13 protein-coding genes are annotated in these 16,451 nt (G+C 70.5%); 4 read left to right on the plus strand and 9 right to left on the minus strand.

Annotated elements, in window-relative coordinates; genetic code table 11:
* Positions 1-544 precede the first annotated feature (544 nt).
* Positions 545-733: a CsbD family protein gene (locus D187_RS04515; protein WP_002632216.1), complete on the minus strand. Its 189-nt coding sequence runs from the start codon at positions 731-733 to the stop codon at positions 545-547.
* 205 nt (positions 734-938) lie between these two features.
* Positions 939-1,955, minus strand: a complete 1,017-nt coding sequence (gene glnII, locus D187_RS04520; protein WP_002632215.1) for a glutamine synthetase GlnII — start codon at positions 1,953-1,955, stop codon at positions 939-941.
* 528 nt (positions 1,956-2,483) lie between these two features.
* On the opposite strand from glnII, the gene D187_RS04525 reads away from it, so the two are divergent.
* Complete coding sequence (locus tag D187_RS04525) at positions 2,484-4,031, plus strand: sigma-54 interaction domain-containing protein (RefSeq protein WP_002632214.1); 1,548 nt, start codon at positions 2,484-2,486, stop codon at positions 4,029-4,031.
* Between the two features lie 27 nt (positions 4,032-4,058).
* On the opposite strand, the gene D187_RS04530 is transcribed toward D187_RS04525, so the two are convergent.
* The 5 genes from D187_RS04530 to D187_RS04550 all read right to left on the minus strand — a co-directional run bounded on the left by D187_RS04530 (position 4,059) and on the right by D187_RS04550 (position 8,756).
* Positions 4,059-4,802: an SPFH domain-containing protein gene (locus D187_RS04530; protein ID WP_002632213.1), complete on the minus strand. Its 744-nt coding sequence runs from the start codon at positions 4,800-4,802 to the stop codon at positions 4,059-4,061.
* Positions 4,803-4,894: 92 nt separating this feature from the next.
* Positions 4,895-5,410 (minus strand): peptide deformylase, encoded by a 516-nt coding sequence (def, locus tag D187_RS04535; RefSeq protein ID WP_020917773.1) that lies wholly within the window; start codon positions 5,408-5,410, stop codon positions 4,895-4,897.
* A gap of 115 nt (positions 5,411-5,525) precedes the next feature.
* Entirely contained in the window at positions 5,526-7,016 is a 1,491-nt protein-coding gene (locus D187_RS04540) for a bifunctional metallophosphatase/5'-nucleotidase (protein ID WP_002632211.1), read from the minus strand.
* A gap of 51 nt (positions 7,017-7,067) precedes the next feature.
* Positions 7,068-8,045 carry a Uma2 family endonuclease gene (locus D187_RS04545; protein WP_002632210.1) on the minus strand — a complete coding sequence of 326 codons (978 nt, stop codon included), beginning with the start codon at positions 8,043-8,045 and terminating at the stop codon, positions 7,068-7,070.
* A gap of 87 nt (positions 8,046-8,132) precedes the next feature.
* A complete protein-coding gene (locus D187_RS04550) occupies positions 8,133-8,756 on the minus strand; it encodes a TIGR02265 family protein (RefSeq protein ID WP_002632209.1) in 624 nt (207 codons plus the stop codon).
* Positions 8,757-9,086: 330 nt separating this feature from the next.
* Between D187_RS04550 and D187_RS04555 the strand changes: the two genes are divergently transcribed.
* Positions 9,087-10,898 (plus strand): sigma 54-interacting transcriptional regulator, encoded by a 1,812-nt coding sequence (locus D187_RS04555; protein ID WP_002632208.1) that lies wholly within the window; start codon positions 9,087-9,089, stop codon positions 10,896-10,898.
* 129 nt (positions 10,899-11,027) lie between these two features.
* Positions 11,028-12,842, plus strand: a complete 1,815-nt coding sequence (locus tag D187_RS04560) for an MASE1 domain-containing protein (protein WP_002632206.1) — start codon at positions 11,028-11,030, stop codon at positions 12,840-12,842.
* Here D187_RS04560 and D187_RS04565 read toward each other — a convergent pair.
* The gene (locus D187_RS04565; RefSeq protein WP_002632205.1) at positions 12,797-13,297 is read right to left on the minus strand and encodes a hypothetical protein; all 501 of its coding nucleotides are present in this window, start codon (positions 13,295-13,297) and stop codon (positions 12,797-12,799) included. The two genes, D187_RS04560 and D187_RS04565, sit on opposite strands and share 46 nt — an antisense overlap.
* An 89-nt stretch (positions 13,298-13,386) precedes the next feature.
* A complete protein-coding gene (locus D187_RS04570) occupies positions 13,387-14,178 on the minus strand; it encodes a hypothetical protein (protein WP_020917775.1) in 792 nt (263 codons plus the stop codon).
* A 153-nt stretch (positions 14,179-14,331) separates the two neighbouring features.
* Here D187_RS04570 and tkt point away from each other — a divergent pair, with 153 nt between their 5' ends.
* The gene (tkt, locus tag D187_RS04575) at positions 14,332-16,386 is read left to right on the plus strand and encodes a transketolase (RefSeq protein WP_002632710.1); all 2,055 of its coding nucleotides are present in this window, start codon (positions 14,332-14,334) and stop codon (positions 16,384-16,386) included.
* Positions 16,387-16,451 lie beyond the last annotated feature (65 nt).

A 16,451-nucleotide genomic window follows, 5' to 3' on the forward strand; every position in this document is an offset into this window, starting at 1 on the left:
TTCCGTCCGAGGGGGCGCGGCTTCTATCGCCTCGTCCCAGGGGAGTCAACCACCTTCGTCGACTCCCTCATCCCCGCTCGCCGTCTTCGGTCGCCTGCGCGACTTCTCCGGTTCGTGGGGGCGCGGCTTCTATCACCGCCGCGTCTTGAGTCAACATCCCTTCGTCGACTCGGTATTTCGTCTTTCTCGTCCGGGTGTCCCACCGCCAATGCGGCTTCGCTTTCCCGTCCGAGGGGGCGCGGCTTCTACCACCACCGCGTTTCGAGTCAACACGCTCCGCCGCTTTTTTTCTTCCTGCAGGTCCGCGCGGAGTTGAGGGGGCGCAGGCCCCTCGTGGGTCGCGCCCGGAGAGGCGGCTTCGCCCCTCACGACAGAGAGCTAATGCAGCCCCCAGCGCCGTGCCAACCCCACCTCATGGAGATCTGTCGAGGCCCGCCAGGCCGCCCGTCCCTCGCTCAGACCGACACCCGCTCGAGCCCGCAAAAGCCAAGGGCTCCGAGGAGCCTGCTCCCCGAAGCCCTGGTTGTCGGATGCCGTCCAACCGCTACGGCTCGTTGCGCCGCGGCTCGCCGTCCACCGCGTCCTTGATGACGCGCTTGGCGTCCTCGATCTTCTCCTTCACGTGGCCCTTGAAGGTGTCCTTCTTGCCCTCGGCTTCCAGCTCACGGTCTCCCGTGGCCACGCCGACGGTCTCCTTCACCTTCCCCTTCGTCTTGTCCGTCCACTCACCCATGGCTGCCTCCTCGTGTTCGCGTACAGGACTGACTTCACCTCGACACGAAGAAGCTATGTACCCGGGGACATGGGGGACAACCGTCGGGGGCTCGTTCGCTCGGCCGCCACGGGGGCTAACGCAGGGCCTGACGGACGGGAAGCCCGACACCTCCCGTCCGCCAAGCCAGCGCCTCCTTACCCCAAGGAGTCCTTTGGAGCCGATCTCAGCCGCAGATCGTCTCGAGCATGATGCGGCAAACCTCGTACGGGTCGCAGTTCGCGGCCGGACGACGATCCTCGAAGTAACCCTTGCCCTCGTTCACCGTCCCCATTGGGATGCGGATGGACGAGCCACGGTCACTGTTGCCGTAACGGAAGACATTGATGGGCGCCGTCTCGTGCTGGCCCGTCAGGCGCTCCACGTTGTGCGCGCCGTACACCGCGATGTGCGCCTCGTGCCGCGCGCGCAGCTTCTCGCACGCCGCCTCGATGACCTTCAGGCCACCCGGCTCGCGCATCGCCTTGGTGCTCACGTTCGTGTGGCAGCCCGCGCCGTTCCAGTCACCCTTCACCGGCTTGGGGTGCAGCGTCGCGCTGATGCCGTAGTCCTCGCCCATCCGGTAGAGCAGCCAGCGCGCGAACCACAGCTCGTCACCCATCTCCAGCGCCGTGATCGGGCCAATCTGGAACTCCCACTGCGCGGGCATCACCTCGGCGTTCGTGCCGTTGAGGTGCAGGCCCGCGCGAAGACACGCCTCGGCGTGCGCCTCCACCAGCTTGCGGCCGAACACCTCGTCACTGCCCACGCCACAGTAGTAGCCGCCCTGCGGCGCCGGGAAACCCTTCTCCGGCCAGCCCAGCGGACGGTTGCCCTCGAACAGCGTGTACTCCTGCTCCAGGCCGAACCACGTCTCGTGCGAGGCGTACTTCTCCGCCACCGCGCGCAGCGGGGCGCGCGTGTTGCTCGGATGGGGAGTGCCATCCTGCATCATCACCTCGCACATCACCAGCACGTCCGTCGTGCCCGGGCGCAGCGGATTGGGGATGTAGCGCACCGGCTTGAGCAACAGGTCGCTCTTCTTGCCCTCGGCCTGGTAGGTGCTCGAGCCGTCAAAGCCCCAGTCCGGCAAGTCCGAGAGGCTCTTGATCTCCGGAACCTCCACCACCTTCATCTTGGAGCGCAGCTTCGCCGTCGGCTTCTGACCGTCGATCCAGATGTACTCCGCCATCACCTTGCGCATTCGGACTTCCTCCGGCCCTGTCGGGGGGCCTCTTGCTCCGGAGCCCGCGAGGGGCTCGATGTCTGAGCTTCATTGCAGATGCGATGCCAGCCGGCTTTCCCGCCCCTGAATCGAGGCAAGTCCGCTGAATCCTTGGGAATGCGCTCCTTCAACCCCTCCCCTTCCCCCTGGATTCCTACGTTTTTGTCGGCTCTCCTTCGCCTTCCTACAAAATTGTCGGAACTCTCGACCCCCAAGAAGCCCCGCGCCCGGCCACGCCCCTCCTCTTCCCACATCCTTGAGCCTCCACCTACCGCTCGGTCGGTCCGGTCTTCTTCGCTTGATTAGAATCCGACGCGCTCCGTCCTGCTGACGCCCGCTGACGGACAGAGATGTGGGCGCCCTCCCCCCAGGAGCCCCCTTCCCCTACCTACAATTTCGTAGGTCCTGGCTTTCGAGCCGACAAAAATGTAGGAAAGAGTCTTTTGACTCTTCAGTCGACCGGAGGGCTTCCCCGGAGAGGCGGCTTTTTCCGGAAGAGGCACGCGCATGGCGAAGCGAATGGAGGAGCAGACGGGAGAACACGCGGCCCTGGCGAGCCTGTTGGAGGTGAGCCAGGCGCTCGCGGGGGCCCATGACTTGAGGGCCGCCCTGCACCGGGTGCTCGAGCGCATCGAGCGCTACCACGGCGTGGTGCGCGGCACCGTGACGTTGATGGACCCGGACACCCAGGAGCTCTACATCGAGGCGTCCATCGGTTTGAACTCCGAGGGCCGCGACACCCGCTACAAGCTGGGCGAGGGCATCACCGGCCGCGTGGTGCAGAGCGGCAAGCCGGTCGTCGTTCCCGAGGTCAGCCGCGAGCCGCTCTTCCTCCACCGGGCGTTCGGCGGCCGCAAGAGCGGCACCCAGGAGTTCTCCTTCATCTGCGTGCCCATCCTCCTCAACCGCAAGCCCGTGGGCGCCTTCGGCGTGGACCTCGTCTACGACAAGGAGCGCGACTTCACCGAGGAGACGCGCCTGTTCAGCGTCATCGCCTCCATGATTGGTCAGGCGCTCGCCGCGCACCAGCTCCTGGAGGACGAGCGCAAGAAGCTGCTCGAGGAGAACACCACCCTGCGCCAGGAGCTGCGCGAGCGCTACGACTTCTCCAACATCATCGGCACGAGCGGCCCCATGCGCCAGGTGTACGAGCAGATCCACCAGGTCGCTCGCACCAACACCACCGTGCTCATCCGCGGCGAGTCCGGCACCGGCAAGGAGCTCATCGCCCACGCCCTGCACTACAACTCCACCCGCTCCAAGAAGCCCTTCATCAAGGTCAACTGCGCCGCCCTGCCCGAGACGCTCATCGAGTCCGAGCTCTTCGGCTACGAGAAGGGCGCCTTCACCGGCGCCCAGACGCGCAAGCGCGGCCGCTTCGAGCTCGCCGAGGGCGGCACCCTCTTCCTCGACGAGATTGGCGAAATCAACCTCGCCACCCAGGTGAAGCTCCTGCGCGTGCTCCAGGAGCGCGAGTTCGAGCGCGTCGGCGGCACCGAGACCATCAAGACCAACGTGCGCCTCATCGCCGCCACCAACAAGGACCTGGAGACGGCCATCGCCGAGAAGTCCTTCCGCGAGGACCTCTACTACCGCCTCAACGTCTTCACCCTCTTCATCCCGCCCCTGCGCGAGCGCAAATCCGACCTGCTGCTACTCGCCGACCACTTCGTCGCCAAGTACGCCCACGAGCACGGCAAGAACATCCGCCGCATCTCCACCCCTGCCATCGACATGCTCGTGAGCTACCACTGGCCCGGCAACGTGCGCGAGCTGGAGAACATCATCGAGCGCTCCGTGCTCGTCTGCGACGGCAACGCCATCCACGGCCACCACCTGCCGCCCACCCTCCAGACCGCCGAGGCCTCCGAGACCGCCCCCAACACCTCGCTCGCCGACGCCGTCCAGCAGTTCGAGAAGGACCTCATCCTCGATGCGCTGAAAACCACCCGGGGCAACCGCGCCAAGGCCGCACGCCTGCTGCGCACCACCGAGCGCATCGTCAACTACAAGGTCTCCAAGTACGACATCGACTGCTCGCGCTTCCAGGGATAGTCCCTCTCGGGCCCCTCCTGGCGGCGCTCAGTTGCGCCGCGTGCGGTCCGTCATCGCCCGCTCCACCTCGCGCATCAGCTCCTCCTCGGCGCTCTCCCTCGGACGCACCGCCGCCGCCCCCAGTTCGGAGGACCACGGCCCCCCGGCGTCCACCGACAGCTGCGAGGCACGCTCGGTCAGCTTCTGGATGCCCCGCGCATCCACCACGTTCGTCGGATCCAGTTGATCCAACGGCGTCTGCTCCAGCCGGCCCAACGACATCCGCTCCAGCCGGAAGCCCAAGAGCTCGGTGCCCACCTCGACGCCCACGTGGTCGATGAAGAGGCCCCGGTCCGCCACCAGCTCGTCGAAGTTGAACGTGCTCACCGACCGCGCCAGCGCGCACGCGAAGCGCTCCTCCAGGAGCGCATGCACCTCGCCGGGCTGGTTCGCCCTCGCGCACCCCACCTCCCGCGCCACCCGCAGCACGCCCACCTCGTCGCGCGGCACCTTCACCAGGAACGTGGCCCGCAAGTCCACCCGGATGCCGTCCCGGCACGACAAGCCCTGCCCCCCCCGGCGCTCCACCACCACCTTGCGCACCGACAGGTCCAACACCTCCGCGCGCTCCACCACCGGCCACACCCACGTGCCCCCGAAGCGCACCCGCGTGGGCTCGCCCCCGCGCACGAGCACCAGGGCCTCGCCCTCCCGCGCCCGGCGGTAGCACCCCAGCACCAGCGCGCACACGCCCGCCATGCCGAGAACAGCACACAGGACGACGGTTTCCACGGTGAAGCCACTCCTGGGTAGGCAGGCGGAGTCCCAATCCATCACGTCTCCCCCTCCTCGCGCCAGAGGGGGGTCCTCCCGGCCCCGCTCGGCTACTCGTCCGCGTTCTTCCGGCGCTGGAGCGCCTTCTGCAGCTTCTTCATCTTCTCCATGGCCAGGCCCCGCTTGAGCCCCGACAGCAGATCCACGAAGACGAAGCCGTCCAGGTGCCCGATCTCATGCTGCAGCACGTGCGCGAGCTTCCCCTCCGCTTCCAGCTCGTGCCACGCCCCCGTCCGGTCCTGGTACTTCACCTTCACCTTGTGGAAGCGCGGCGTCTTCTCGAACAGGTCCGGCACCGACAGACACCCTTCCTCCAGCGTCACCGGCCCCGACTTCTCCAGAATCTGAGGGTTGATGATCTCGAAGAACGTCCCGTCCTCCCGGCCCACCCAGGACAGGCGCAAGGGCACGCCAATCTGGTTGGCCGCGATGCCAATCCCCTCCGCCTCCTTCATGGCCTCGAACATCTCGTCCAGCAGCTTCGTGAGGCTCTCCCCGAAGTCCGTCACGGGTTTGGTCGGCGTGCTGAGAACCTTGTTCGGCCAGATGACGATGTCGCGTGCCATGCGGTGTGTCTCTCCCTGAGCGCTCGCGCGTGAAACGTCCTTGTACACCGCGCCCGCCTCCCCGCCAGCCCCGAGTGACGGGCCTTGTCTCCCACCCACCGCCCCGGCGGGGCCCTCAGCGCCCGGAGACGGGCCGCTCCCCCTCGCGCAGCGCCGCCTGGAGCAGCGCCTGGGTGTCCAGCTCCGTGCGCCGCACCTCGCTCGCCCCCGCGAAGGCCTCCTTGTAGCCCCCCGCCACGAAGGCCTGGAAATCCGTGGTCGCCACCCGGTAGCGCCCCTCGGGCCGCACGGGCTCCTGCCCCGCCCCCGGGTCCGCCGCGTCCCTGAGCACCCGCAGGTCCTCCACCCGCCCCCCGCGCACCCGGTAGCTCACCCCACTGCGCTGGCTGTAGCCGTCCGTCCCCCGCTTCGACTCGCTCAGCGCCACCCAGTCCGCCAGCTGCTGCCCCGTCATCTCCGCCGTCACCAGCACGTTGCGGTACGGAAACGCCCCCTCGAACGCCTCCCGCGTCACCTCCCCCGCGGGCAGCCCCGCCCGAAACCCCGCCGCCATCGCGAAGAACGCCCGCGCCCCCGCCGCCCGGCGCCACACCTCCGTCGCCCAGGTGCCCACTTCCGCCTCCCCCGTCGTGAGCCCCTCGTCCCCCAGGGGGCTCGACAGCCGGCCCACCCCCACGAAGCGCTCCGGCCGCTTCTCCCTCAACGCGCGCCCCAACTCCTCCACCCTCGCCGCCATCTCCGCGTCCTCCGGCCGCGCCCCGTCCATCTTCACCAGCCCCCCCTCCACCCCCACCAGCCGCCGTCCCTGGAAGCGCAACCGCACCTCGGAGACGTACGCCAGGTACTGGTAGGAGGACACCGTGTACGTCCTCGTGCCCGGCACCACCCGCAGGTCCTCCCGGGCATGCGAGTGCGAGCCGAGGATGAGATCGATGCCCGGCACCGCCCGCGCGAGCGCCTCGTCGTCCTCGCGCAGCTGATGGCCGATGAGCACCACCGCGTCCACGTGCTCACGCTCGCGCAGGGCGCCCACCACCACCCGCGCCGCCTCCGTCGCGTCCGTCCACCGCGTCCCCAAAGGCAGCCGCTCCGCCTTCACCAGCCGCTGCATGTCCGGCCCCGCCACCGCGAAGAAGCCCAGCCGCACGCCCCCCACCTCCCGCACGAGGTAGGGCCGCCCCTCCACCTGGAAGTGGGGCGAGCCGTCCGCTCCCACCAGGTTCGCGCACAACACCGGGTAGTCCACCGCCGCCCGGCAACGCGCGAACGCCTCCGCCCCATAGTCCAGGTCGTGGTTGCCCAGGGCCATCATGTCCACCAGCCCGTTGAACCACGGCCACTCCACGCACCCGTACTCGTCACTCCACACGGGCACGCCCTGGTTCACCCAATCGCCCCCAGACACCCCCAGCGTGTCCGGCCTCGCCTTCGCCGCCCGGAAGTACGCGAGCGCCCGAGCCACCCCGCCCTGCCCTGGCTCCCCCTCCGAGTAGAAGGGCTCCGCGTGCGAGTGGTAGTCCGTCATCCCCACCAGCGTCACCGTGTGCGTCGTCTGGCAGGCGGGCAAAAGCAGGAGACTCGAGAGCAGGACGAGGCGCTTGTTCATGCGCGCCCCTTCACACCCCCTCCCCGCGACGTCAAGCCGTGCTCCCCCGCACTACGGTGGAGAACCTCGCCGCAATCGCTCCAGCTCCGCCCGGAGTTCCTCCACCTGGCGCTGGGCTTCCTGGCGCAGCCGGGCCTCTTCGTCCGCGCGCTGCCGCAACTCCTCCACCCGCCGGGCCTCCTCGGCCATACGCCGCCGCAGCTCCTTCGCCAGCCGGGCCTCCTCGTCCACCCGCCGCTGCAGCCCCTCCGTCAGTTGCTCCAGGCGGGCGATCACCTCCTCGGGCTCCAGCAGCATCTCCTGCCCGGAGTAGAAGCGCAGCCGGCCCTCCTCCAGGCGCAACTCCACCCCCAGTTGCTCCGAGACATACACGCCCCCGCTCGGCTCCAGGGGCTCGTAGACCCGTGCCTCGGGCGCCGGCAGCCGGTACCCGTGCAACCGCTGCCGCCGCCGGTCGTAGATGAAGTACTCCGGTATGCCGAGGCTCGCGTAGCGCAGCACGTTCTCGCGCGCGTCCTTGCTCCGCGGCCCTCCGACGTGCACCTCCAGCACGAAGTCCAGGCCCTTGCCCTCCGCGCTCACCACCCACTTGTCCCGCTCGTGCGCCTCGGCGCCCAGCACCGCCATCAGGTCCGGCGCGAAGCGGCGCGCCCCCGGGTAGTACACCGGCATCTCCGCCGCCAGGTACACGCGCCGCCGCTGCCGCGCGAAATGGCCGCGCAGCGTGTCCAGCGCCTTCACCTTCGCCTGGAAATGCCGGTCCCCCTCCGGCGGCGACATCTCCGCGTACGTCACCTCTCCGGGCAGCGCCTCCACCACCCGCGCCCGCTCCTCCGGGCTCAGCGCGTCCCACTCCCGCTGCGGGGGGGCCCGGGGATACCTGTCCGCCTTGCCGGATCGCGCCGCCATGCCACGAGCCTGGGTCGCCCTCCCTCCGCCGTCAACCCGCGCCCGGGCCTCCCGCTCCTCCCCGCCCTCGCCCTCCACCCCTCCCGACGTCTCCCCCGCCGCTTCCCGCTCCCATGGCATGTCTCACCTTCCAGGTCACCTGAAAGGCCCTGATACTACAGGTCACCTCCGACATGACAGGTCATCCCCGGCGAGGGGGCCGGCCGCCTACTCCCAGGACAGCACGTACTCGCTGTCCAGCACGTCCACGCGCGAGCCCACCACCTCCACCCCGCGCGCCTTGGTGGACTCCAGCACGGCGCGCAGCAGGCCCTCGTGGAAAGCGCACGGCATGAAGTCGCGCCGCATGGTGACGCGGCCCCGGCAGAAGCCCTCCCACGACACCGAGCGATCCCCGTGATTCACCGCCGCCCGGTACGCCGAGGGGAGGTTGCCCACCAGCCGCCTCGTCTCGCACCGCGACAGCAACAGCAGCGCCTTGCCCGCCGCGGACGCGAGCAGATCCGTCGCCGCCCGCTGCCCCAACAGCCGCTGGGCCGCATCCCACCCCCCGCACCCCGGCGCCAGCTCCCACGCCGCCGCCGCGTTCACCCGCATGAAGGCGCCCAACGGATAGTTGAAGAACTCCATGAAGCGCGGCTCGCCCCCCGCGTCCACGCAGCGCAGCATCGCCGCCTCCCCCGCCCACGTGCGCACCGCGTCCAGCGACCCCAGGAAGAGCGAGCCCCTCACGGTGTCCCCGGGGATCGCCAGCGCCAGGCGCCGCGCCAGGTCCTCGGCCGCCTCCACTCGCACCGGACCCACATCCACCGCACAGGCACTCGTCAGCATGACACCACCCCTCCCGCCAAAGGACGCCAGGCCGCACGCCTTCGACACCCCACCCTAACCACGTCCCTCCCAACCGACAGGGGGCCCCCCCCGCTCCTCCACGCTTTTTCCCGCTCGCCCCGTCTTCCCTGGTCCCTCGCCCATCTCCAGCGCCCACCACGTTACACTTCGCGCGAGTTCCACCCCTCCACGCGTGCCCTCCCGAGGTGTCCTCGCGGCCAGCCAGCCCCCTGCCCGCCTCGACCGTGGTCCCCTGGACAATGTTGGTCTTTCTTGATTTTTCTGGAATCACCATCCGGGTTTCACGATTGACGCGACGGAGCCCCACGCATGACGTCTCCGAGCGACCCTACCGCCCCCCCGCCCAGCGAACGCAAACCCCTCCACGTCCAGGTGGTCACCCAGCCCGCGCTCCAGGGGTGCTGGGCGGTCAACCTCAGCGAGACGGGAATCGGGCTCATCGCCACCCCCTCGGGCCCCGAGGAGGGGCCGCGCGAGGGGGAGGACGTGGAGATGACCTTCACGCTGCCCGACTCGCGCGCGCGCGTGCAGGTGCGCGGCGTGGTGCGCTGGCGGCATGATCCGGTGGAGCGGGACGAGGGCGGGGTGACGGCCCTGGGCGTGAGCTTCCACGCCTTCGAGGGCGCCGATGGGGTGAAGCTCAAGCGCTACCTGTTGGATCACCAGCTCTACGTGGCGGTGGTGTACGCGGAGGAGGCGGAGCTGAGGGGGCTGCGCGCGGCGCTGGAGGGCCACGTGCGGCTGCGCTTCGCGTACTCGGCCGAGCACGTGGACACGCTGCTGGGCCGGGGAGACATCAGCGCGCTGCTCATCTGCGGACGGGACGAGGCGCGCGCGGTGGCGCTCGTGGAGCGGCTGGCGATGCGGCGCGCGGAGGCGGACCCCACCGGCGCCGGGCCCGCGAGCGACCTGTCCCCCCGCATCCTCTACTGCGCTCCGGCCATGCCCACGCGCCTGGTGGAGCTGTTCAACCAGGGGAAGATCTTCCGCGCCCTCACCCCGCCGTGCGAGCCCGTGGCGCTGCGCCAGGCGGTGCTCCAGGCCAGCCGCGAGCTGGGCCTGCGCACCGAGCAGCGGCGGGCGGCGCTGGAGCTCGAGCGCAACCTCTTGCGCGAGCGCGCGCGGGAAGCCCCCCGACTCGCCGCCGACCTGGGCGTGGCCAACGAGCCCGGCTTCCGCAGCCCCGCCATGCGCCAGGTGCTGGAGCTGGTGCGCGTGGCCGCTCCCCACCGCGTGGCGGTGCTCCTGCAGGGCGAGACGGGCACCGGCAAGGAGGTGCTCGCGCGCGTCATCCACCGGCTCAGCGACCGCTCCGGCCAACCGCTCGTGGTGCAGGACTGCGGCACCCTCACCGAGACGCTCCTGGAGAGCGAGCTGTTCGGCCACGTGAAGGGCGCCTTCACCGGCGCCGTGGCGGACCACCCCGGCCTGTTCGTGCTCGCCGACGGAGGCACCATCTTCCTCGACGAGATCGAGAACACCACCCCCACGCTCCAGTCCAAGCTCCTGCGGGTGCTCGAGAGCGGCGACGTGCGGCCGGTGGGCGGCACCCAGGTGCGCCGCGTGGACGTGCGCCTCATCGCCGCGAGCAACCGCGACCTCGCCGAGGAGGTGCGCGCCAAGCGCTTCCGCAGCGACCTCTTCTACCGCCTCAACAGCTTCATCGTGGACCTGCCCCCCTTGCGCGAGCGGCCCGAGGACGTGCTGGACCTGGCGCACTACTTCATCGCCCACTTCAACCGCACCCTGCGCCGCTCGGCCACCGGCCTGTCCGAGGACGCCCAGCAGGCGCTGCGCTTCGCGCCGTGGCCCGGCAACGTGCGCGAGCTGCGCAACTGCATCGAGCGCGCCGTGCTGCTGTGCAACGACGACGAGCCGGTGTGCGCTCGCCACCTTCCCCCCTCGCTCTCCACGGGCCTCGCGGGCGCGCGGCGTCAGGTGCGCACCGGCGGCGCCAGGTCCCTGCGCGAGCGGTTGGAGCAGTTGGAGAAGGAGATCATCCGCGAGGCGCTCGAGAACCACGGCGGCGTGGTGCGGCGCGCCGCCGCGGCGCTGGAGATGGATCCCGTGACGCTCGGCCGCCGGGTGCGGCGCCATGGGCTGCTCGCCAAGGAGCCGTGAGGCCGCGGGCCCACGCGCTCATGCGCTCCATGACCAGACGTCATGCCACCGACAACCCGGCGGGTCTCCCGGGCCACTGGCTTTGCATGCGTCCTCGCTTCATGACAGCGTGAACCTCCCACCGCTCTCGTGCCCAAGCCCAAGCACATCGTCCAGACCTGGAGTCCCCTCGGCGCGGGGGCGGCGTTCGTGCTGCTGTATGGGCTCGGCACCTGGCTGGGCATGGGGCTGTCCCCCCAGCACGAGCAGCTCTCGGCCATCTGGCCGCCCTCGGGCGTGCTGCTCACGGCGCTGCTCCTGGCGCGCTGGCGCGACTGGCCCGTGCTGCTGCTGCTCGCCGTGCTCGTGGGGCCGTTCACGAGCATGCCCGGACACTGGCCCAACACCCGCACCCTCCTGATGTCCGCCTGCAACGGGCTGGAGGTCTTCGTGGGCGCCTTCCTGCTGCGCCGCTACGCGGGCCTCAACCCCTCGCTCGGGCGGGTGCGCGACGTGCTCGCGCTGCTGGCCGTGGCGCTCGTCAGCCCCGTGCTCAACGCCACCCCCGGCGTCACCCTGCTGGCGCTCCACGGGAAGATTGACTGGGAGCAGTGGTGGCCGCAGTGGCGGGTGTTCTGGGTGGGCGACGCCATGGGTCTCTTGCTGGTGACGCCGCTCTTGCTCACCTGGGGCCGGCTCGACCAGGTGTGCTGGAGCCGCGCGCGCGCGCGGGAGTTCGCCGTGCTGCTCCTGGGGCTCGTCTCCACCCTGCACCTGGGCTTTCACTGGCTCCCCCACGGCATCAGCCCCCACCACCCCATCACCTACACGGCCTTCCCCTTCATCCTCTGGGCGGCGCTGCGCTTCGAGGCCCGGGGCACCAGCCTCGCCCTGCTCGCGCTCGGCGCGGTGTCCATCCTGCACACCATCACCGGCAGCGGCCCCTTCGTCCTGGAAGCCCACGGCGCCGCCTCCCCCCGGGCGAGCCTCATCTACCTCCAGTCCTTCCTCGCGGTGATCGGCGCCTCGGGGCTGCTGCTCGCCGCGGCGGTGAGCGAGCTGCGGCGCGCGCGCGAGAAGAGTGAGCGGCTCAACGAGGAGCTGCGCGCGTCACTCGAGGAGCTGGCGGCCGCCCAGCGCGAGCTCGTGCACCGCGAGCGCATGGCCGCGGTGGGCGAGCTGTCCGCCAGCGTGGCCCACGAGGTGCGCAACCCCCTGGGCGTCATCGCCAACGCCGTGGCCGCCCTCACCCGCAGCGCCCAGCCCGACGCCAACAGCACCACCTGGCAGCTGCTCGGCGCCATGGGCGAGGAAGTCGGACGGTTGGATCTCCTCATCACCGGACTGGTGGACTTCGCCCGGCCCCTGGAGCCGCAGCTGATGACCCAGCCGCTGGGCCCCGTGGTGGAAGGGGCGCTGGAGTCCGCGCTGAGCACGGAGCCCCGGCCCAGCACGCTCCAGGTGACGCGCGCGCTGGAGCCCTCGCTGCCCGACGTCCCCATGGATGCCCAGCTGCTGCACCGGGCGCTCCACAACCTCTTCCTCAACGCCCTGCAGGCCATGCCCCAGGGCGGCTCGCTCCGGGTGGAAGTGTCCCACCAGGAGAAGCCGCCGGGCCCGCCCCACGCCCTCATCTCCATCACCGACACCGGCCCGGGCATCGCTCCCGAGGTGATGCAGCGCCTCTTCGATCCCTTCTTCACCACCAAGGCGCTGGGCACCGGCCTGGGGCTGCCCATCGTGCGCGGCATCGTGGAGGCGCACCGCGGTCAGGTGGAGGTGAACAGCACGCTGGGGCAAGGCACCACCATCACCCTGCGCCTGCCGCTGACCTCCACCTCGCGCGGCTTCACGACGACCGGACTGCCCGCCCAGAAGGAAAACGACGTCCCCGCCCAGCAGGGCGCCGGGGCCCCTCCTCAGAAGGGAATGTTGTCGTCCTCACCGCCGCCACCGCCGCCGTAGTCGTCATCCCCGTGCGGGGGCGGCTCGTGCCCCCCTCCACCGTCGCCACCCCGCTGCCGGGTGATCTCCGCTTCAATGGAGGCCAGCAGCGCGCGCTCGCGGTCGTGCCAGCGCGACTTGCTCGGGTCGCCCAGCGAGCGCCGCGCGCCGTTGGCGTAGTACTCCAGGTCCTGCATGGTCGCGCCCTGGATGGGCGCCCCCTTGCTGCGGCCATAGTTGGGGAACACCGCCACGTCCCCACCGCCGCCGCCACCACCGCCGCCGCCACCACCACCCGAGGCATAGGCGCGCCGGGGCGCCGCCGCTGGAGCCGCGTCGGGAGACGAGCCGATGCTCAGCTCCCCCAGCTTCAACGAGAACCCCTCACCGTTGCGGACCGCCGTCCCCACGCGCACCTGTTCCACTCGCCCATCCGGGCGCCGCACTGCCACCGTCACCGGAAACTGATCGCTCATGCCCGCCGGAAATCACCCCTGGCCCGAGGTGTCAATGACTCGCCAGGGGGTGACACCCTCGCCACCCCCGCCGCCGGGCATCCACGCGCTCAGTGCAGCGGCGCGACGGAGTCCTTCGCGCCCTTCTTGCGCACCCACACCTTGGGCTTGGGCGGCTCGGCACGCACGGGCGTGGGAGCCGGAGCGGGCGCCTGCTCCCCACGCGCCTTCGAGGCCGCGCGGCCCCGGGGCAGCACCACCTCCGCCACGGACTGGGACGCGGCATCGTCCACCCAGCTCGCCGGGCGCCGGCCGCTCTTCACCAGCAGCCGCAGCTTCTGGTAGTGCGCCGAGCAGTAACCCTTCGAGCGCGCCGGACGCTTGCACCCGATGACGGCGCAGCGGCGGCCCCCCTCGCTCACGCGCGCGCTCGGGGCCTCGGCGGCGGCCCTCGCCGGAGGACGCCCCCGGGGCGTCGGCACGGGGCTCGGAGCAGCGGGCTCGGGCTTGTAGACGGGCGCCGCGGTCGTCGGCAGCGCATAGCGGCTCGTGGGGTAGGACAGGGGAGGCCGGGCGGTCGACGCCGGAGCCGCGGGCGGAGGCGGAGGCGCGGCCTGCCGGGGCGCGGGCGCGGCCTGCCGGGGCGCGGGCGCCGGAGCGGGCGCGGGCGGTGGCGCCACGGGCTGCTTTCCCCGGCCCTGGATGGGAAGTCCAATGCCCGGCAGCGCCATCTGCAGCGTCTGCATCCGCGTGGCCATGGGCGCCAGCCGGTGGATGATGTCCACGATCTCGGCGATGACGCCCAGGCGCGCATCCATGCGCGCGATGGCCTTGTGCATGGGTGCCAGACGGGTCTTCAGCTCCGCCTGCACCATTTCCCGCAACGGTTTCTCGATCGACATACACGCTCATATGCCACCCCGGCGGCCCCACCGCCAGTCCGACCCGCCTTATCGAGTCACTCTGTCGACCCGGGCACGCCCTCCGGGCGAATCCTGCGGCACTCGCCGTCCGCTTGGGGCATGGTCCTGGCCCAAATTCAGGAGTCCCAAGACATGCCACACGATCCCACCGATTGGCTTTGCATCAATACCATCCGCACCCTCGCCATGGACGCGGTGGAACAGGCCCACTCGGGCCACCCGGGCGCCCCCATGGCGCTGGCCCCCGTGGCCTACCAGCTCTGGCAGCAGGAGCTGCGCTACGATCCCACCCAGCCCGTCTGGCCCAACCGCGACCGGTTCGTGCTCTCCAACGGGCACGCCTCCATGCTCCTCTACGCGCTCCTGCACCTCACGGGCGTGCGCCGCATCACCGGCGAGGACGAGGTGTCGCAGGAAGTGGCCGTCTCGCTCGAGGACATCAAGAAGTTCCGCCAGCTCGACAGCTCCACTCCCGGCCACCCGGAGTACCGGTGGACGAGCGGCGTGGAGACCACCACCGGCCCCCTGGGCCAGGGCGTCTCCAACTCGGTGGGCATGGCCATGGCCAGCCAGTGGCTCGCCAACCACTTCAACCGCCCGGGCTTCGAGCTGTTCGACTACGACGTGTGGGCCATCTGCGGCGACGGCGACCTGATGGAGGGCGTGGCCAGCGAGGCCGCCTCCGTCGCCGGCCACCTGAAGCTGTCCAACCTGTGCTGGATCTACGACAGCAACCACATCAGCATCGACGGCAGCACGGAGCTGGCCTTCACCGAGGACGTGGGCCGGCGCTTCGAGGCCTACGGCTGGCGCGTGCTGCGCGTGGCGGACGCCAATGACCTGGAAGCGCTCTCGAGCGCCTTCCGCGCCTTCAAGCAGGAGCGCGGCCTGCCCACGCTCATCATCGTGCACTCGCTGATTGGCTTTGGCGCGCCCAAGAAGCAGGGCACCGCGAGCGCCCACGGCGAGGCCCTGGGCGAGGCGGAAGTCAAGGGCGCCAAGAAGAACTACGGCTGGCCCGAGGACGCGAAGTTCCTCGTGCCCGACGGCGTGCGCGAGCGCTTCGCGCAAGGGGTGGGCGCGCGCGGCCAGAAGCTGCGCACCGAGTGGGAGGCGAAGCTCGCCGAGTACAAGAAGCAGCACCCGGAGCAGGCCGAGCACCTGCGGCGCATGCAGCGGCGCGAGCTGCCCGAGGGCTGGGACAAGGAGCTGCCCACCTTCCCCGCGGACCCCAAGGGCGTGGCCTCGCGCGAGTCCAGCGGCAAGGTGCTCAACGCCCTGGCGAAGAACTACCCGTGGCTCGTGGGTGGCTCGGCGGACTTGAACCCCTCCACCAAGACGTACCTGACGTTCTCCGGCCCCATGCGGCCCGGGGACCTGTCCGGGCGCAACATCCACTACGGGGTGCGCGAGCACGCCATGGGCGCCATCACCAACGGCCTGGCCCTCAGCCGGCTGCGCGCCTACAGCGCCACCTTCTTCATCTTCAGTGACTACGAGCGGCCCGCCATCCGCCTGTCGTCCATCATGGAGATTCCCTCCATCCACATCTTCACCCACGACTCCATCGGCGTGGGCGAGGACGGCCCCACGCACCAGCCCGTCGAGCAGCTCGCCAGCCTGCGCGCCATTCCGGGCCTCATCGTGCTGCGCCCCGGCGACGCCAACGAGGTGACCGAGGCGTGGCGCGTCATCGCCCCGCTCACGCACCAGCCCGTGGTGCTCGTGCTCACGCGCCAGGCGCTGCCCACGTTGGATCGCACGAAGTACGCCCCGGCCTCGGGCCTCGCCAAGGGCGCCTACATCCTCGCCGACAGCGAGGGCACGCCGGACGTCATCCTCATCGGCACGGGCAGCGAGGTGCAGCTGTGCGTGGAGGCCTACGAGAAGCTCAAGAGCGAGGGCGTCAAGGCGCGCGTGGTGAGCATGCCCTCGTGGGAGCTGTTCGAGCAGCAGGACGAGGCGTACCGGGAGAAGGTGCTGCCCCGCGCCGTCACCGCGCGCGTGGCCGTGGAGCAGGGCTCGTCGTTCGGCTGGGAGCGCTGGGTGGGCCTGAGCGGCAAGGTCATTGGCATGCGTACCTTCGGCGCGTCCGCCCCGCTGAAGAACCTGCTGCAGAAGTTTGGCTTCAGCACGGAGAAGGTCCTCGAGGCCGCCCGTGAGGTGATGAAGTCGCCGAAGCGGTAGTCCCCTCGGGGCCGCGGGGTTCTTCCCCCGCGGCCCCACCCCAATTCCAGACGGGCCGCGTTGCT

It is taken from the genome of Cystobacter fuscus DSM 2262, from assembly GCF_000335475.2.
Classification (GTDB): domain Bacteria; phylum Myxococcota; class Myxococcia; order Myxococcales; family Myxococcaceae; genus Cystobacter; species Cystobacter fuscus.

Excerpts from the sequence above, each read along its gene's own strand:
- D187_RS04515 (WP_002632216.1), bottom strand. The coding sequence starts at position 733 with ATGGGTGAGTGGACGGACAAGACGAAGGGGAAGGTGAAGGAGACCGTC.
- glnII (WP_002632215.1), bottom strand. The coding sequence starts at position 1,955 with ATGCGCAAGGTGATGGCGGAGTACATCTGGATCGACGGTCAGAAGCCG.
- D187_RS04525 (WP_002632214.1), top strand. The coding sequence starts at position 2,484 with ATGGCGAAGCGAATGGAGGAGCAGACGGGAGAACACGCGGCCCTGGCG.
- def (WP_020917773.1), bottom strand. The coding sequence starts at position 5,410 with ATGGCACGCGACATCGTCATCTGGCCGAACAAGGTTCTCAGCACGCCG.
- D187_RS04540 (WP_002632211.1), bottom strand. The coding sequence starts at position 7,016 with ATGAACAAGCGCCTCGTCCTGCTCTCGAGTCTCCTGCTTTTGCCCGCC.
- D187_RS04545 (WP_002632210.1), bottom strand. The coding sequence starts at position 8,045 with ATGCCATGGGAGCGGGAAGCGGCGGGGGAGACGTCGGGAGGGGTGGAG.
- D187_RS04550 (WP_002632209.1), bottom strand. The coding sequence starts at position 8,756 with ATGCTGACGAGTGCCTGTGCGGTGGATGTGGGTCCGGTGCGAGTGGAG.
- D187_RS04555 (WP_002632208.1), top strand. The coding sequence starts at position 9,087 with ATGACGTCTCCGAGCGACCCTACCGCCCCCCCGCCCAGCGAACGCAAA.
- D187_RS04565 (WP_002632205.1), bottom strand. The coding sequence starts at position 13,297 with ATGAGCGATCAGTTTCCGGTGACGGTGGCAGTGCGGCGCCCGGATGGG.
- D187_RS04570 (WP_020917775.1), bottom strand. The coding sequence starts at position 14,178 with ATGTCGATCGAGAAACCGTTGCGGGAAATGGTGCAGGCGGAGCTGAAG.
- tkt (WP_002632710.1), top strand. The coding sequence starts at position 14,332 with ATGCCACACGATCCCACCGATTGGCTTTGCATCAATACCATCCGCACC.